Raw genomic sequence first — 17,119 nt, 5'->3', positions numbered from 1 at the left:
CCACTATGTTCATCCTGGAAAGACTGATGCTTGCTTACGAATTGTTGATGGCAAAAGCCACTTAGACATTCTTCTAGGGAATTCTCACGCTGGTGCTTTCCAGGCAGAAGCAGACTTTATAACGAAAGAGCTCAATACATATGCTGAAGAGGGCTTCGTTCTAATGTGGGAACAATTCAGTCTACTAACAGATGTCTGATCCATTAATAGCAATCACAACAAATTCCCCCTAAAGCGAACCTATTTAGTAATGATATAAAAATTTAAGGATACGAGATGACTGAACAAGATGATCTTGAGATGTTTGATGAAGAATTTAGAGTCGATGTTAAAGGGGGGATTAACCGTGCTCAACAAGTAGTGGACAGGCCCTTTGGTTACTATGCGAATATTTTGAATGTGCAATTCAATGAGATTCAAGATTATTTGAAGCCAGGCTTTAGGACAGAATCAGGTCAGTCCCTGGGTTCTAGCGGGCGCAGAGATTTGATAGCTGCATTCTGTGTTTCTGATAATGACCGGTTCAATACTATTTTGAGATAACCGTCCTGGATTGCTGGTGGGTAAAAGTTGCAATGTTAAATTGGCGAAACTGTTGCCAGTAGGGTAGGGTTCCACGCAAGTTGTGGGAAGCTATTTCTCTGACACACTTTGCTTATCAAGAACTTTCGCAGTAATCAACATGATTAACTTCAAAACCACCAGCAGTCATTCTCCATTTAACGTATCAAAAAAGCTCTTATGTGCATGCGCTATATATTTTACTGTCTTTAATGTATCAGGACAGTCCCAGTTACAAGGCTCCCATAGCTTCGAATATGCATATTATTCAGTAACTGGTGTATCTGGATTAGATTCGATAAAAAGTGTTGTATCTCGCACGGCCAGAGAGCACGAAATGACCACTGATGCGCTGACATCAACCTCTTACAAGTGGAAACATCTACAAGCACCGGCTGAAAAAAATGGCATTTGTACCCCGAGCCAGGTCGAACTAAAGGCGCATACTGTGATCACTCTGCCCCGTTTAGTTAATGCTAAACTGACAAAGGATGAATTAGCGGTCTGGGCTAAGAGCTTAAAAAACCTTTTGAGCCATGAAAACCTTCACTACGCCAACCACCAACAAGCGTTTTTGGAAATTACGCAAGAAGCAAACAGTTTTGAAGCTCCATGTAATGGTTTCAGAGCAGCCTTTTCAAAGGCTATGAAAGTAGTAATCCATGGTCATATAGAGACTGATGAAGCTATTGATAAGAAGCAATCTACCAGTAGTTAGGGCCGTTAAACCTCAAAGTTATCGTCGCTATGGTCACTTTCCCTCAGATTTGAAATTTAACACTGACCAATCACATTACCTTTTTCAACATAAACAAAAGGTTTGAGATGATTACTTTAAGAGAGCTTTCAACAAACAGCTTCAGAGCAGCAAACACAAAGACAAGGTTTCGTATCACTAAGCTGAGAGAAAAACTCATCTCTAAGCTCGCTAAATCAGATGTTATATGCCTTCAAGACGTGAATTCACTCGATAGAATTGGCCGTTTCACAGTGGCGCAATCACTTTATAACCAGTGTGACGATAGTACAAAGCAGTATCTCTTACATGATGAGCATGCCCATGTGCGTTCAGCAGCAGCAATCTCACAACAGACATTAGGCAAATAGGGTAGAGACTATGAAATTAAGTGATATTCGCTCAATTGGTTGGCTAAATTGTGCTGATGGGAGCATAAATCTCACCCCCTGTATAAATGGAAGCTCTCAACCGCGACTGATCAATATTTCTCGACAAGAGTTCAATGCCTTTGGCGGGGATTTGGAAATGATGAAGCAAAAAGCTATGGAAGTAATCAATAGTCAAAATTTTGAGGACTCTCTGCTACTGAGTGAGCTTGAACATTCTGAAGACAGCTATAGGACTATTGGGATCAGTAATTATCACCTGAGTGGTGCTGATACTGTTGTCTTGGATGACTTAGCATCTGATCCCGAGTGTAACATGGTCCTAAAACTTGATACTGGATGGTTCGTAAAGCTATATGAGAGTCCTGATGCAAACACTCATGCGTCTATGGTCTATGTCACTAAATCTAAATTCGATTTTAAGCGCTTATCTGAGCGCTGGTTATCGAATGATTGAATTTGACGCAGATGCAACTCTGTATCAAAAGCTTCAGACATTTGAGGTATAGCTTACCCAAAACATTCAGCCGCTCAGTAGAGCGGTTTAATTAGATGGTCCGCCTCACCTCTGAGCTTCTACGCTTAGAGTTAGGCAAACAAAGAGGCGAACCATCATGTCTTCTATTAAGGTCCTTGGTATTGATTTAGGCAAATCATCGTTTCACGTCATAGGCCGTGATTACTCTGATAATCAGGTAATCCGTAAGAAGTTTTCTCGTTCTGCATTAATTCACTATCTTCATCAGTTATCTCCATGCACAATTGCGTTTGAAGCATGTGGCGGCGCACACTGGCTTGGCAGACAATGCGAGTCGATGGGCCATAAGGTCAAGCTTATCCCTCCACAATACGTAAAGCCGTTTGTTAAAAGTAATAAGAACGATTTCATTGATGCGGATGCGATATGCGAAGCATCAACAAGGCCGAACATGCGCTTCGTCAGCGTAAAGTCAGAGCAGGCACAAATCATCTCTGCTATTCATAAAGCCAGGCACGGATATATCAAAGACCGAACAGCCTGCATGTCTCGCATCGGTGCTTTGCTACTGGAGTTTGGCGTTGCCCTTCCAACAGGTCATAGTGTGATGAAACAACTATTTAGCTGGCTGGCGCAGCAGCGGCAGCCCCTTCCGCCGTTATTAATGCAAGAGCTCGTGGAGTTGCACGAGCATTACCTGCTTCTCAACGCAAACATTGAGAAACAAGATAAAAAGCTTAAGCAATTGGTGGAGGGTGATCCGGTTGCTCAGTTGCTGAAGACGATCCCGGGCATTGGCGATATGACGGCCAGCCTTTGTGTTGCCAACATTAGCAGTGCAACAGACTTTAAGAATGGCAGAAACATGGCGGCATGGTTAGGTCTAGTGCCTGCGCAATATTCAACAGGCGGTAAGCCCAAATTACTGGGCATAAGTAAGCGAGGTAACAAGGAGCTTCGAACCTTGTTTATCCATGCGGCCAGGGCGGTAATGTCGAGGCCTGAGAAGACGGGAAAAATCTACGAAGAGTGGCTAATGAATCTGCGAGCAACCAAGCCGTTCAATGTCGCTACAGTCGCATTGGCCAACAAGTTAGCTCGCATAGCATGGGCAGTCATGAAAACAAAACAAGCATTTAGCGACAAAGCGTTAGCACCGGGTTTGCAATGATAAAAGAGATGACGAAAACGGTAGAACCACTGGATTAAAACCTGACACAAAAAACAGCTCACAGAAGCTTTCGGTTTTTTGAGGATAATCCAGCGCGGATCTCATCGTGGAGCGGGTTGCGAAAGCGCCTAATCAGACTCCGAATACATTAGCGCATAACCAGCCCCGTTATCGAAATTAATCATTGCAATAACGAGGCGGACCATACATTTTTGTGTGAAATTTGGCCTGTTAAATTACACACCCCCAAATAATGCCTTGCGATTTCAGTGGCGTCTTTTTTCTTCGCTATGGTGCTAGTAGCCGGGGGCGGTTCCCCGGCACAATTAAATACGGAGCATTTATGCGAATGAAGCTTTCTATATTACTCACCTGGGCTGTGTTAACTCCGATGGCGTCTGCCAGCGACCTGTGTACTTCTAAACTCAACACATACCTTAGTGATTGGGAGCGCAAATTAAACACGTACACAATCAAGGATTTGAGAGATTACAAATCTGGTCAGTTAAAGGAGTGGAGTAAAAGGCAATCTGATGGTGAATCAGATTGTAAAATATGGCATTCGTTACCAGAACAATGGGTCAAAAGAGAAGCTTTAGAAACTCTGTCTGGAACCACCAGCATCAGGTCCCGTTAATCAATTACAAAACTGACAGGTCTCTCCGGAGGCCTTTTCTAACCCTCCGTATTTGGCAAAGTTCTCGCGGATTTGTCCACCAGCATTATCAAGTCACATTGCTACTACATCTAATAAGCTCAGGAGTAGCTATGTGTAGTGGCTCGCGAACATAATCCCTCTGACTTGATTACATCGTACATTTTGGACTCACATTAAGTGAGAATATGACCGGTGCCTGACTCACTTTAATTGACAATGAACTCACGCTAATCGAGAACGGGCTTGCAAACATAATCAGTCGGCTCACTTTATTTAAGAATAACGACAGTTCATAAAAATGGACGTTAAAAGATACCGTTCGTTAGTTTATGCATATAAAGCAGCCTGCGCCATTACTTATTTAAGCGTCAAAACTTAAAGCGTGAAAGCTTAGGTATGTATCGGTTAGTGTCAGACTTATATTTTAGAAAATCATCGCCATGCACTTTCTTCAAATAAGGCTCTTAAATTTGTCGAACAATCACTTCAATGCAAATCCAACATACAAAAGCACATGCCCAAAGCAGCAAATGTGGGAACGTTATACACACCCCTGCCCAAAATAGAAAAATACCAAAGTAAATGGGGTTGCGAGACTTTGCGTAAATCCCGTGGGTAATAAGTGCAGTCGTTTCTTGCTGGTCAACGCCAATACGCCATGAATCTCCCATTTGAATTTGAGACAACAAAGTTACAGCAATTCCGCAGGCGCCAATCAAGGAGCCGAGAAGCTGAAATGGAATTGAAGGAACAAATAGTAGGGGCGCACGTCCTAAGTAACCAAAAAGAACTAGACCAAATGCAAAGCAAAACGTAACCACGAATATAGCCCCTGGTACAATTTCTATTAATGGTGCGTTTATAGATGCTGCTCTTATACCAAAATCACCATTTCTCTTATATTGAAAAAAGCTTCTACCGAGGGCGGCTAGCGCCAAAAAACTACTAATTAAAATAAGCGAAACCATATCTATCCTTATCGTACATGACGTTAAGAATATGATTGTAAAGTCTATACTTAATAAAGAGTCAATAGGTACCTAAAAATCGTTCAGGTAAAACTTGGGCATTTACGAATAAATGCCCAAGAACACTACTGATCCCCTTTACTATGCACGAGTCGATAGAGTACAGGCAGCACTACCAGTGTTAGCAAGGTTGACGATATTATCCCGCCGATGACCACCGTGGCCAAAGGCCGTTGCACCTCTGCACCTATGCCCGTATTGAGCGCCATGGGCACAAATCCAAGGCTTGCCACTAGTGCTGTCATTAATACCGGACGCAAGCGAATAAGTGCCCCTTCAACAATGCTATTCACTAATTCTCCGGTTTCTAGCAAACGTTGCTTGATGAAGGACAGCATTACCAATCCGTTTAATACGGCAATCCCAGACAACGCGATAAATCCTACCGACGCGGATATGGATAAAGGCATATCCCTTAACCAAAGAGACATTACACCGCCTGTTAATGCCAAAGGGATACCTGTGAAGATAATCAACGCATCGCGTATAGAACCAAACGCAATTACCAGCATTGTCAAAATCACAAACAACGTAACCGGTACCACAATAGTCAATCGTTGACTCGCACTCTCGAGCTGCTCAAAGGTTCCACCATAGTCGAGCCAATAACCAGCAGGTAAATCTACTTCATCATTGATTCTCGCCTGAGCTTCTTCAACAAAAGTGCCAATATCTCTGTCACGCACATTTGCTGTGACAACAATACTACGTTTGCCATTTTCCCGGCTTATTTGGCTAGGTACTTCTTTAAATGCCAGTGTGGCTAATTCGCTTATCGGTACATGCTCACCAGAGGGCGTGACGATGGGAACGCTCTCAAGCTGAGTGAGTTCATTTCGAATGTCGTCGCCATATCGCACGACAATCTCAAAGCGTCTGTCGCCTTCAAAAATCATTCCAGCGGTTTCTCCACCTGTCGCAGCATTGAGCCATAACTGCAAGTCGGCTATATCCAAACCAAAGCGTGCCAATTGATCAGGCTTTGGTGTGACGGTGAAGATTGGAATGCCTTCTACCTGCTCAAGCCTCGCGTCATCAGCTCCTTCAATCGTTGAAATAACGGTCAAAATGTCAGAAGCAGATGCAAAGAGCGTATCTAAGTCATCCCCAAATAGCTTTATCCCCAAATCTGCCCTTACGCCACTAATCAATTCGTTAAAACGCATTTGTATAGGTTGCGTAAATTCATAATTATTGCCGGGCAAAGTAAACAAGTCCTCTTCAAACGTTTCCACTAACTCAGCTTTTGTCATTGATGGATCGGGCCATTGCTCCCGAGGCTTTAAAATAACAAACGTATCAGTAATGTTTGGTGGCATAGGGTCGGTGGCGACCTCACCCGTACCCGTGCGACCGAATACCGTCTGTACTTGCTCATACTGCATAAGTTTCGCTTCAAGAGTTTTTTGCATTTCAACTGCTTGTTCTACCCCTGTCCCAGGGATCCGTATTGCCTGTACTAAGATATCACCTTCATTGAGCTGGGGAATAAACTCGGAGCCTAATTTACTGCCCATCCATAAACTGCCGACAACCAAAGCACTCGCTGCTACTACCACTAGCCATCTAAAACGCAGCGCTCCGGTTAAAACAGGACGATAGACTGCCTTTGCACCTTTAATAATTGGGCTTTCTTTTTCGCTAATTTTACCTCTCATGAAAATTGCTATCGCCGCAGGCACTACGGTAAAACAAAATACCATTGCGGCAAGCAAAGCCATTATCACGGTCGCTGCCATGGGGTGGAACATTTTACCTTCGACGCCAGTGAGCGTGAACAAGGGGATATAAACAATGGTAATGATCAATACACCAAACAAACTGGGACGTATGACTTCATTAGTGGCTTCATATACAACATTCAGTCTTTCTTTGAGCGGTAGAGTTGCGCCGTTTTGCTTCTGGGATTCGGATAATCGCCTGATACAGTTTTCAACAATGATAACTGCGCCATCGACAATCAAGCCAAAATCCAGTGCGCCTAAACTCATTAAGTTAGCAGACACATCGGTTTTGACCATACCCGATATCGTGGCAAGCATTGCCAGGGGTATTACAGCGGCTGTAATAAGTGCAGCTCGCACATTCCCAAGCAAAACGAATAGCACAACGATGACAAGTAAAGCGCCCTCGACGAGGTTTTTCTGTACTGTGTCGATGGTTTTGTCAACGAGGCTTGTTCTATCGTAAACCGCTTCAAGGATAACGCCCTCGGGTAAGCTTGTTTTAATGGTTTCGAGCTTACTGTCCACAGCTTTGGCGACCGTACGAGAGTTTTCTCCCACTAACATCATTGTCGTGCCAATCACTGTTTCTTGGCCATTTAACGTGCCGGCTCCAGAGCGCAGCTCTTTACCGAGGTTGATTTGGGCGATGTCTTGAATTTTTACCGGTACGCCATCAATGATCTTAACAACCACTTGGCCGATATCGTCGATGCCCTTCAGTTGAGCTTCCGATCTGATCAGTACTTGTTGCCCATTTTGTTCTACAAAACCAGCGCCTTGATTCGCATTGTTGCGTTCTAGCGCACTGAGAAGGTCACCTGTACTTATCCCAAAGTTTATCATTGCGACTGGATTAGGATTCACATGATATTGCTTTTCAAATCCGCCTACCGCATAAACCTCGGTTACCCCCTCAACAAGCGACAATTGGGGCTTAACTACCCAATCATGGATCTCCCTTAATGCCATAGCATCATAGGGTTGACCGTTGTCCTGTCGCGCCTGAGGCTCAGCACTTAACGAGTACATGTAAATTTCACCCAAGCCTGTGGCGATAGGGCCCATTTCAGGGGTTAACCCTGTTGGCAATTGCGCCGCGATGGCGGTGAGACGCTCGTTGACGAGATTTCGTGCGAAATATAAATCGGTGCCCTCTTTAAACACGACTGTGACTTGCGACAAGCCATAGCGTGATATCGAGCGGGTATACGATAAATTAGGCAAACCGGCCAGCGAGGTTTCAACTATAAACGTTATGCGTTGCTCAGTCTCCAAAGGCGAGTAACCTGGGGTTGCGGTATTTATCTGCACTTGCACGTTGGTGATATCAGGCACAGCATCAATCGGCAGTTGTTTGTAACTGTACATACCAAAAAAGGCGACAAACAAGGCGAACAACATCATGACACCACGGCGCTCAATCGACAGACGGAGTATTCGTGCAATCATGCTCTCACCTCACCGTTTTTATGGACTTGGCTTTGCTTTTGACAATAAATGCGCAGGTAATTAGTCATCATCGCCCGCCTCCATTTTTAATAAATCAGCTTTTAGTAGATAGCTATTTTCTACAACGACTTGCTGGCCTATTTGAACGCCCTTCACAATCTCTACTAAACGGTTGTCCGTGTTCCCAAGTTTTACTTGGCGGGGGTAAAATCGTTCCCCTTCTTTGACAAAAACAATGGTTTGCCCATCTAACTCTTGTATTGAACTTTTGGGGAGTGCCAGATTGACTTCTTGGAAACCAATCTGAATATAACCCTCTACCATAGCGCCTAAAGGCCAATAACCACTGCCATTATCAACGTTCACAAACGCGATAGAATAGGGTTTGTCATCCGGTGAGGACGTAATGTGGCTTATACTTGATTGTTGCTGCAATTCCTCAAGCCTTAAAGTGACTTCCATATCAGCGGCAATATGAGTACGTTGTTTGGGGAAAATAGCCAATTGAGCAATTGCGCGAGAGTAATTAGCAACAGAAAGCAGCACTTGACCGTTGGTGAGCTCACCATCATTGGCGTGTCTAGCTATGATTTTTCCAGACATCGGTGAGGTGATTGAGTATTGATTTAAACTCTCGTTTGACTCAATGATTGCCAGTGTGTCACCTTTTTTTACTTTATCTCCAATATTCACCATGATACGTTTTACAACACCGTCGAAGCGGGCACGAATATGACTCAGTGACGCAGGATCATGAACTATCCGCCCAAATGTTCTGGTTGTGAGCGATAATGATCCTGACGCGGCTGAAGCAGTCACGATATCGTGTTCAAGCATCCGTTCTTGAGATAACACTACGTACTCGGGTCTTTCTTCGGCTTCCTCATCGTCATCATCAGCCAGGGCGACAGTAGCAAACAGTAAAGTAAGTAGCATGGCTAACACGCCAAGCAAGTCACGTGCGCTAGTGAGTAATGTAAATTGTGATGTATTCATTATTTTTTCTCTAGTAATTCTGATGATTGAGCAGACGTCGAGGGAGAGTCAGAAAACACGGGAATTCCCGTAAGTGCCTCTAGATCTGCGCTTCGAAGGTGGACTAAGCCTGCGGCTTTTATCAGTGTTCGTTGCATATCTATGAGTTGCTGTTGCGTTGTCACCCACTCTATATAGTTGTAGCGACCACTTTCATAGCCATCCCGCGCCAATTTCAATGCAGATTCCAATGTGGGAACGACATTGTCTTGAAGGGTCGTAACAGTGAGCAAGGCTTGGTCTTTTGCGCTAATGACTTGATTTAATTGGCGAGTGAGTTCACGAATTTTCGCTTGTTTTTGATAGTCGATACTGTCAAGCAATGCGCGCTGTTGTTCGTATTCTCCTAGATTCCGCTGCTTGGTATTTAACGGCACCGAAATACTGGCGACTAACGCTGTGTCATTAATTCCCTGCATTCTTCGGATACCGGCTTCCCACGCAATGTCGAACTGCTGACTGGCCTGAACCACTCTCAATCTGGCCTCTTGTACCCGATAGTTATCAGCATAAAGCAGAACGTGTGGATTGCTTTGAAGCTGTGAAAGCATATGTTCAAGTGATAGTGAATTTGGAAACGATAACAGTGTCCCTTCAACTTCCGCAAACGCAGCGTTAGTGTCACCCCACATGATGGCCAGGTCGCGTTTATACTCATTGAGTTTTTGTTCACTTATCAATAACGACAAACGCGCCTGCGACAACGCTGACTCTGCACGTTTTTTCTCAAGTGGTGAAGAAGCCCCCGCTTCAACCCGTGTTGAGACTGTCTGAAGCATTGTGCGAGCCAGCATTTCAGCTCGTTGCTCAGTCTTGTGCAACGCTTGTTGGACAATGACATTGATATATCGTCGAGTTGTTTCACCCAAGATGTCCAGCGTACGAATGCGCCGTTGTGTAAGCAGTTGTGCTTTTTTTGAACTCACCACATTCATTCGGCCGCTGACTTTATCTCCAAGCTCGATGACCGACGATAAGGTCAGTGTCAATTCGGCATCTTTGATACCAGACACTTCGCCTGTTCCCAACACATTTTCAACTTCAACCCCAACAGACATTTCAGGTCGTAAGCTGGCCATTTTTGATTCACCATCCAAAGCCGAAGATTTAAATTCGAACACAACTAAATCTGGGTTGTTTGATAATGTGCGTTTGAGCGCATTTTCAAGCGTGATTGAAGACTTTTGCGCATTGGCAGATTGAACAGATATGCTCATGGTTACCAGTGCAGCAGATATCAATTTCAGATACGCTGAGCTAGCTTTTTTTATGCCCAATGGGCGTGAAGAACTCATAAAAGAACCTTTTGTTCATAAGATAACGACATACATGGAAAGCACCCATGCAAACATATAGGAGGGAATGGATTAATGTTGAGGTGGGCGCAAAAGGCCTTCGACTAGGCCGTCAGTGACGTTGCGGGAATAACTGTATTGATTGGTATATAACGGTTTAGATACGTCATTTATTGGGTGTTGTGCCAGAAACTTAATCTGTCCACATTGACACAGCACACAATGGAAACACTTAGACTCTTCACTCGACGTATTATCACCAGCATTTACATTTTTTTCGGGAACATCATAAGTGCCTATCGACTTTGATTGTTCAGGGACTGACGATACCTCCGCAGGGTAGTCATCGCATTGAGCGGCGAACGAAAAGCCCGATTGACACATGAGCAAAGTAATAAGTAGCCATGCCAACCTACGCAGTTTTGATGTGCAATTAAAAATTGGCATTTTCTTATCAACTTTGCGCATTAAGCGCTCGCTGTCTTTCATTTCCAGCATCTTCGAGGATCATTTTTGCCCCGCGCAACACAACGCACGAAACTATCACACCGATAACCAGATCAGGCCATCGAGAATCGAGCCAAAACACCAAAACGCCAGCAAAGATAACACCTAAGTTGGCAATCACATCGTTGGCTGAAAATATCCAGCTTGCCCGCATATGCACTTCTTCATTTCTTTGTTTGCGTATGATCACAAGACAAATGACATTAGCAACCAGTGCAACTGCCCCCATAGCCATCATTAGTCCCGATACAGGTTCGCTACCGTAAATTGACCGTCTTACAATATCAATGATAATCAACACACCCAGTGCCATCTGAAAAAAGCCGCTAATTCTAGCCGCATTGGCTTTGTGCAATAGCGATTTACCAATAGCATAAAGGGCAACACCATAGACAACTGCGTCGGCGAGCATATCAAGTGAATCGGCTATTAATGCGGTTGAATCAGCAAGCAACCCGATCCCCATTTCTATAACAAACATTGTCGCGTTTATTCCCAAAAGCCAATACAAAACCTGTCGTTGAGACTGGTCTTTTATTTCAACTTCGCACCCACATCCGCTCATTAGAAACACACTCTTTACTGATGAATAGTATGAGTATAAAGTCTATACTTGGTATAGAGTCAACGGTTAGGAGAAAAAAATGAAAATTGGTGATGTCGCAAAGACGACAGGTTGTAGTATTCAGACCATTCGTTTTTATGAAAAGAAGGGGCTCTTGCCTGAGCTTAAGCGCTCAAGTGGAAATTATCGTGTCTACGACAAGGGGACTATTGAACAACTCCTGTTTATCAAACAGTGTCGTTCATTAGATATGTCTATCATGGAAGTAAAAACGCTAATGGACAGTCGTTCGAGGCCAGATCAGAGCTGTTCAAATATCAATACGTTAATAGCTAAGCATTTATCAGACGTCATTATTCGCATTGAAGAGCTAAACGCATTAAAGTCATCACTCGAAAATATGGCGTCATCGTGTGACCAAGACAAAACCATTAGGGACTGTGGTATTTTAAATTATTTACACACTTAAAATTGTAAGAAGAACACAATTTCACTGTGCGCGCTCACCTTAACTTGTATCTATCGGCTAACATTCGTCATTTGTGTAGATTTATAAGGCAAAAATCAATAGCCTGAACTTTTGATACTGAGTCAGCCATGCATATTCATTTGTGGCCCTACAAAGCGATTTACATCGGAATCAGTCCTGATAATGATGTTCATGCACATCATGCTGTCCAAATTTGCATTGGTTTAGACAAAGACATCTCGGTTCAAGATTTCAAGGCACAAAGTATTCACACCGGACAATGTATTGTGATTTTCGAAGATGTCCCTCACAAGGTTTTGGCACAGGACAATCAGATTGTAGTCATCTATTTAGAGCCTGAAGATAGGCAAAACCAACAATTTCTCAAAGCCTTACGTCAAGCCAGGAGTGATGGAATTAATACTCTGCCGCTTACTAGCAAAGAATTGGGATCCATTTCTCAGCATCTATTTACTGACGTCGATATCGACAAAGTGTGGAAAACAGTAAATAAAGCGGTAGGGCTAGTCTATAGTCCTGCGCTTTCATCGCGCCCTGAGGATAAACGGGTACGAGCGGTCATCGACATTATTGCTTCGCAGAGAGGTTGTGCAATCGATATGGCGTTTTTATCATCGAAGGTTTTCTTGTCCCCAAGTCGTCTAACACATCTTTTTAAGCAAGAAGTGGGTATACCTATTAGTCGTTTTATTGTCTGGTGGCGTGTGCGCGCCGCAATAGAACAACTGAGTAAGTCAGCAACATTGACTGAGGCTGCCCATGCTTCGGGTTTTTCTGACTTACCTCATATGAGTAAAACGTTTAAACAGCTGTTTGGATTTGCACCTTCCTCGTTATTCAAACCGCACACCATTAAAATTCACAGTAATTAGCCGTTTGATACAAGCCGAATTAAGTTTGACTAGGGAATAATATACGCATCAATAAAAACGCGAATGTGTAAATACTATGAGAACGTTGGTCCAATGGATGTTCAGCCCATTATTTTTTTTAAGCTTTATCTTTGCTGCATCCAGTATCTCCCAAAACACAGGATCTGCAGCTTGGCTTATACCCCTGCTTTTATTCGCCATCGTCGTATCTTTTGCAGCTGAGAAATGGTTACCATATGAAAAAGCATGGAATACACCGCAGGGAGATTTCGGGCGAGATATAGTGCATGCCATTGTCAATGAAGGCTCTTTGGCTCTCACGGTCGCGTTTATCCCAATAATGACCGCGATAGTGCCCCACTTCAGTATTGGGAATGCTAAAAATCTCATTGATGGATATTTCTCTCCCAGTCCGTCGAAACCCGGTGGTAAATCGGAAGAACTTAAGCGCGCGCAGCGCGAATGTTTGGCCAACCTGCAAAAGCAGCTACAATACGTTCAGTCCGTCACAGAATCACAGTTTTTTTCAAAAACGCAATAACAGGGAGTCAGGTGATGTTCCATAAAAGAAAGTGGGTTATCAAAAATGCACAAAACAAGGCAGAAGTAGTTGATGCCTTATCTACGAGTCAAAACCAGAACTTCGGTATCCGGTTTGCAGAATTCCTATTTCTAAATGACTCAACAGATACCGGTTTTAGAGAATTTGCCGTCGTGGATGAACCAAGGGCATGCAGGTAGATTCTTGGACAGTGGACTGGATGGCCAAGCGAGAAATTGATAGCTCGATTAGAGAATCCATGCTTGAGCGGGAAGGCTTGGCGGCGTTTTCAACGCCCTACGAATTTAAAAGTGAAATGGTGACTGACCTGCCCACGAACAAATAATCCTATAACCAGGTCTTTTTGACCGGTGCCACTTAACACAGCCGCAGGGTCCTATCTCTGCGACTTCTTTATTTCTTGCGGCCCCGCTAATTTCTGACACGTTTATCCCAACTGAAACAACTAACGGGAAAAACCATGACTGCATTTATCCAAGAGAAGCAAACGGAGCTTTTTAACGAACTGGGGGTGTTCTTTGCCTTTACTAATGAGCAATTTGAGGAGCGTAAGGCTCCAGGCGTCGAATACTGCACAGTTCTTGGTGCTGGCGACTGTGTGCCTAAGTTGAAAGCCAAAGAGTTCTCTGATCGTCTCAAAGTTATTCATGAGGAAGGACGAGCGAAAGAAATAGCAGAGAAGGGTATCGACCAGATTATTGAAGAGCAGCTGGTAAATCACGAATGCTTCTACACAGGTGATATTGGCAATGCTGTTCATGCCTTGGCCGGATACGGTGTTACGCATTTAAAGGTAGCTGAAATTTACGGAAAAGTCGCTCAGAAATACGCTGATTGGTGATTAGTAAGCGCCGTAAAGTTCTCCTTAAGATTGCGGCGCCAACGCTTGCCAATTGACTATTCCCAACCCTCTCAGTCCCACTGAAACATTTGAGGAAAATACGATGCAAATTACACGTAAGCAATATGATTACCTGCAAGGGTTCTATGCGCATTGTTATGCTGTTTATCATGAAAAATCAGACGCTGATTTTGGTTTTTGGGCTTCGCAGCTGGACGAGGCAAATGTGCCCTGGTGCGTACAAAACAGCGTTGCTGTTACGGCCGAAGATAAAGGCTCAATGTCTTTATATCTTTCAACGCACTTAGCAAATAGAGGCGTATCAATTCACTAAACCAAGGCCTCCCAGTGAGGCTATTTTCTTACCAAATATTTCCTCTGTTTTTGCGCCACCATCAATCCCTGGCACGTTGAACCTACATCAACAAGTAACAGGAAAAGCTCTATGAAACCGATCGAAAAAGTAAGCGTAATGGCCAGACTTGCAACTATTAATCACAGATGGTCCGACTATGGCCACATACACGTATCGTTCTCCCTTGTTAAATCTGCAAATTATTACGATACACCCGAGTTTGTCGGTATGGGCGATGAAATACCCAAATGTCTCAGCGGGATAGGCGATTTACTTATCACCTCTCAGGTTGGCCCCGGCGATGTGGCAGAGAAAGGCGTGATTGATTCCTATTATGGATATGAAATTGCACTAGACCTTAATCAACCAAAAATAGGTTTCAAGCTGGATGAAGCGCTCAAGTCGGGGAAGCGCATTCATAAGCGGATTCAAAAGTTAAATGATAGCGAGGGATACTGTTCTAACATTGTTGACTACTTGCGGTATGTCTTCAGAGCTATGAATGTGAAATACATCACCCACGAAAGCTATTCTGAGCGCAGATTCAACCAGCGCTGGAAAGGATACAAAGCGGCGGACCTGCCAGTCCTTATAGAGCGATGCACTGAAGAGCTTAGTGATGATCTTGGTTGGAACCTGCCGATTAACCAAGCTGTATAAAACTCACTATTTCACAAGGGCCGCGATTGCGGCCTTTTTTTGATTCAACGTTTCACATCTTGCGAAATTCCAACTACATATTTCATAGGTCGCTCCGCCGTTGTACTCTTGTTTAGTGCTATCTTACCAATATTTATATTGAAGTTGGATACTTTGCTATTTAAGGATAAAGTAATGTATAGAGAATATAGAGAGTATGACCCTAATAAGAAGTCTGGTTTTGTATATTTGATTGAAACACCTTGCCTCCCTAATTGGGTAAAAATAGGGTTTAGCAATCATCCAGAACGCCGAATAAAAGGGTTAAACACCGCAGTACCAGAACCATTTAGGCTGATCCAAGCCTGGGTCGTGAATGATTATAAAGCTGCTGAAACGGTCTGTCATAAATTTTTCGATAATTTTCGCAGCGAGTCTGGAACTGAGCATTTTCGACTTCAATCAGGTGTAGAACGCCATGATTATCTAGACGTATATACAGGGGTGATAACTGACTTCAAAGACCGAGATTCTGAGTTGATCAGCGATATAGATTTTGTATTGAAGGACAATGGTTTTGGAGCAGAGAAGTGTGCTATTTTAGATAGAAATAACAACATTCTAGAATAGAAATTTGCTGCAAGAGCATGTTGATTTTTCAAAGGCTTAAATACAGAAAAACAGCTCCTTGAAGCACTTTTTGTGTGGGCTCCTGAGATAAAAATCTTGATCGTCAATCAGTAAAAGCAAAACCTTAAAGCCTCCAGGCGAGGCTTTCTATTGTAAAAAGAATTTTTACTCTATTAACTTAGAACTTCTCTTCCGCACATCTTGCGCCCCCGGCTATTCCTGACACGTTGAATCCAAATTCAACAGAGAACAGGAAAATACCATGCTAAAAGAATTCAGTCCGATTAACCTCAACGGGAAGACCCTTACAGCTGCCCAGGCAGTAGAGCGAGGCTTTTGTATCCCAGTTCCGGTATTTTACATTCAGTACAACCACAATTACGGCAGTGTGGGTAACAGACGTCCAAAATGGAAAACGTCACCGGGCTTTTACCAAAATGGCGGCGCTGACACTCTTCTACAGCACTTTAATAAGAACTACGCCCGCAAGAAAAAAGCCTGGCACTTGCAGATTATCGGTGACAGAAACCGCGACTTCGGAAAATGCGTGGCCAGACTAAGCAAATTTATTCCTCAGACAGTTAAGCGGAGCGCAGCATGAACTTACAGCACGGCTTTTACAGTAAATCCACCAGCATAAACCCTGATGCACGCATGATTCAGGCTGGTGCTTTACGCAGTGCAGAGTTAGCCATGCTGGTGGCGTTAATGGGTTCCGCCATTGAAGAGTTTCAGTTGGATACGGGGGCGCGGCTTTATGCCTACGTCATCGAGAACCCCGAGCCTATCTCTCTTAGCCAGATGCAGTACCACATGAACTCGGTAATGACCAAAATCAAAAAGCTTCGGGTGAAGTTTTAGGCGAACCACCCGCAGCATATACGGAGAAAAGAATGATTGTCGCACGAGCTGTCACCGAAAAAGAGCCTGACCTACTGGTTGGCTATGAAAACTTGAACCTAATCATAAAAGATTTGGGAGGAGAGGTAGTAACTGAATTGCCACCAGCGGACGGGATGTGGACGCACGATGCTCTTGAGCTGGTGGACTACGACATGCATTCTCCATTTGGTTGGGACGCTTATCTGGGCGACCAATGGATAGGTTCATCTGAGGTATAACTAAAGCCTG

20 protein-coding genes are annotated in these 17,119 nt (G+C 43.8%); 15 read left to right on the top strand and 5 right to left on the bottom strand.

The features are described from left to right. Positions 1 to 276 precede the first annotated feature (276 nt). The 4 genes from FBQ74_RS18880 to FBQ74_RS18865 all read left to right on the top strand — a co-directional run bounded on the left by FBQ74_RS18880 (position 277) and on the right by FBQ74_RS18865 (position 3,335). Positions 277 to 543: a hypothetical protein gene (locus tag FBQ74_RS18880; RefSeq protein WP_139758268.1), complete on the top strand. Its 267-nt coding sequence runs from the start codon at positions 277 to 279 to the stop codon at positions 541 to 543. Positions 544 to 682: 139 nt separating this feature from the next. Next, positions 683 to 1,279, top strand: coding sequence for a DUF922 domain-containing protein (locus FBQ74_RS18875; RefSeq protein ID WP_139758267.1), 597 nt, complete (start codon positions 683 to 685; stop codon positions 1,277 to 1,279). 399 nt (positions 1,280 to 1,678) lie between these two features. Beyond that, on the top strand, positions 1,679 to 2,143 hold the full coding sequence (locus FBQ74_RS18870; protein WP_139758266.1) for a hypothetical protein: 465 nt from the start codon (positions 1,679 to 1,681) through the stop codon (positions 2,141 to 2,143). 157 nt (positions 2,144 to 2,300) lie between these two features. Beyond that, entirely contained in the window at positions 2,301 to 3,335 is a 1,035-nt protein-coding gene (locus FBQ74_RS18865; protein WP_139758265.1) for an IS110 family RNA-guided transposase, read from the top strand. A 1,122-nt stretch (positions 3,336 to 4,457) separates the two neighbouring features. On the opposite strand, the gene FBQ74_RS18860 is transcribed toward FBQ74_RS18865, so the two are convergent. The 5 genes from FBQ74_RS18860 to FBQ74_RS18835 form a co-directional block, all read right to left on the bottom strand. After that, positions 4,458 to 4,961, bottom strand: coding sequence for a methyltransferase family protein (locus FBQ74_RS18860; RefSeq protein ID WP_232372040.1), 504 nt, complete (start codon positions 4,959 to 4,961; stop codon positions 4,458 to 4,460). 125 nt (positions 4,962 to 5,086) lie between these two features. Then, complete coding sequence (locus FBQ74_RS18855) at positions 5,087 to 8,197, bottom strand: efflux RND transporter permease subunit (RefSeq protein WP_139758264.1); 3,111 nt, start codon at positions 8,195 to 8,197, stop codon at positions 5,087 to 5,089. Between the two features lie 60 nt (positions 8,198 to 8,257). Beyond that, entirely contained in the window at positions 8,258 to 9,193 is a 936-nt protein-coding gene (locus FBQ74_RS18850; protein ID WP_139758263.1) for an efflux RND transporter periplasmic adaptor subunit, read from the bottom strand. After that, positions 9,193 to 10,527, bottom strand: coding sequence for a TolC family protein (locus FBQ74_RS18845; protein WP_029937684.1), 1,335 nt, complete (start codon positions 10,525 to 10,527; stop codon positions 9,193 to 9,195). Before FBQ74_RS18845 ends, FBQ74_RS18850 begins: the two co-directional genes overlap by 1 nt. A 454-nt stretch (positions 10,528 to 10,981) precedes the next feature. Next, complete coding sequence (locus FBQ74_RS18835; RefSeq protein ID WP_015065928.1) at positions 10,982 to 11,599, bottom strand: cation transporter; 618 nt, start codon at positions 11,597 to 11,599, stop codon at positions 10,982 to 10,984. Positions 11,600 to 11,678: 79 nt separating this feature from the next. On the opposite strand from FBQ74_RS18835, the gene cadR reads away from it, so the two are divergent. The 11 genes from cadR to FBQ74_RS18785 all read left to right on the top strand — a co-directional run bounded on the left by cadR (position 11,679) and on the right by FBQ74_RS18785 (position 17,109). Beyond that, a complete protein-coding gene (gene cadR, locus FBQ74_RS18830) occupies positions 11,679 to 12,068 on the top strand; it encodes a Cd(II)/Pb(II)-responsive transcriptional regulator (RefSeq protein WP_015065929.1) in 390 nt (129 codons plus the stop codon). Between the two features lie 128 nt (positions 12,069 to 12,196). Continuing rightward, complete coding sequence (locus FBQ74_RS18825) at positions 12,197 to 12,961, top strand: helix-turn-helix transcriptional regulator (protein WP_139758262.1); 765 nt, start codon at positions 12,197 to 12,199, stop codon at positions 12,959 to 12,961. 76 nt (positions 12,962 to 13,037) lie between these two features. Continuing rightward, positions 13,038 to 13,502, top strand: coding sequence for a hypothetical protein (locus FBQ74_RS18820; protein WP_139758261.1), 465 nt, complete (start codon positions 13,038 to 13,040; stop codon positions 13,500 to 13,502). 190 nt (positions 13,503 to 13,692) lie between these two features. Beyond that, positions 13,693 to 13,848 carry a hypothetical protein gene (locus tag FBQ74_RS19040; RefSeq protein WP_168190734.1) on the top strand — a complete coding sequence of 52 codons (156 nt, stop codon included), beginning with the start codon at positions 13,693 to 13,695 and terminating at the stop codon, positions 13,846 to 13,848. A 135-nt stretch (positions 13,849 to 13,983) separates the two neighbouring features. Next, entirely contained in the window at positions 13,984 to 14,364 is a 381-nt protein-coding gene (locus tag FBQ74_RS18815; protein WP_139758260.1) for a DUF7659 family protein, read from the top strand. Between the two features lie 103 nt (positions 14,365 to 14,467). Then, the gene (locus tag FBQ74_RS18810) at positions 14,468 to 14,698 is read left to right on the top strand and encodes a hypothetical protein (RefSeq protein WP_139758259.1); all 231 of its coding nucleotides are present in this window, start codon (positions 14,468 to 14,470) and stop codon (positions 14,696 to 14,698) included. A gap of 111 nt (positions 14,699 to 14,809) precedes the next feature. After that, the gene (locus tag FBQ74_RS18805; protein WP_139758258.1) at positions 14,810 to 15,379 is read left to right on the top strand and encodes a hypothetical protein; all 570 of its coding nucleotides are present in this window, start codon (positions 14,810 to 14,812) and stop codon (positions 15,377 to 15,379) included. A gap of 174 nt (positions 15,380 to 15,553) precedes the next feature. After that, a complete protein-coding gene (locus FBQ74_RS18800; protein WP_139758257.1) occupies positions 15,554 to 15,988 on the top strand; it encodes a GIY-YIG nuclease family protein in 435 nt (144 codons plus the stop codon). Between the two features lie 262 nt (positions 15,989 to 16,250). Beyond that, a complete protein-coding gene (locus tag FBQ74_RS18795) occupies positions 16,251 to 16,589 on the top strand; it encodes a hypothetical protein (protein ID WP_139758256.1) in 339 nt (112 codons plus the stop codon). After that, on the top strand, positions 16,586 to 16,849 hold the full coding sequence (locus FBQ74_RS18790; protein WP_139758255.1) for a hypothetical protein: 264 nt from the start codon (positions 16,586 to 16,588) through the stop codon (positions 16,847 to 16,849). Before FBQ74_RS18795 ends, FBQ74_RS18790 begins: the two co-directional genes overlap by 4 nt. A 32-nt stretch (positions 16,850 to 16,881) precedes the next feature. Further along, positions 16,882 to 17,109, top strand: coding sequence for a hypothetical protein (locus FBQ74_RS18785; RefSeq protein ID WP_139758254.1), 228 nt, complete (start codon positions 16,882 to 16,884; stop codon positions 17,107 to 17,109). Positions 17,110 to 17,119: the final 10 nt, after the last annotated feature.

The organism is Salinimonas iocasae (assembly GCF_006228385.1).
GTDB lineage: Bacteria > Pseudomonadota > Gammaproteobacteria > Enterobacterales > Alteromonadaceae > Alteromonas > Alteromonas iocasae.
This window is presented reverse-complemented; position numbering and strand designations above follow the sequence as displayed.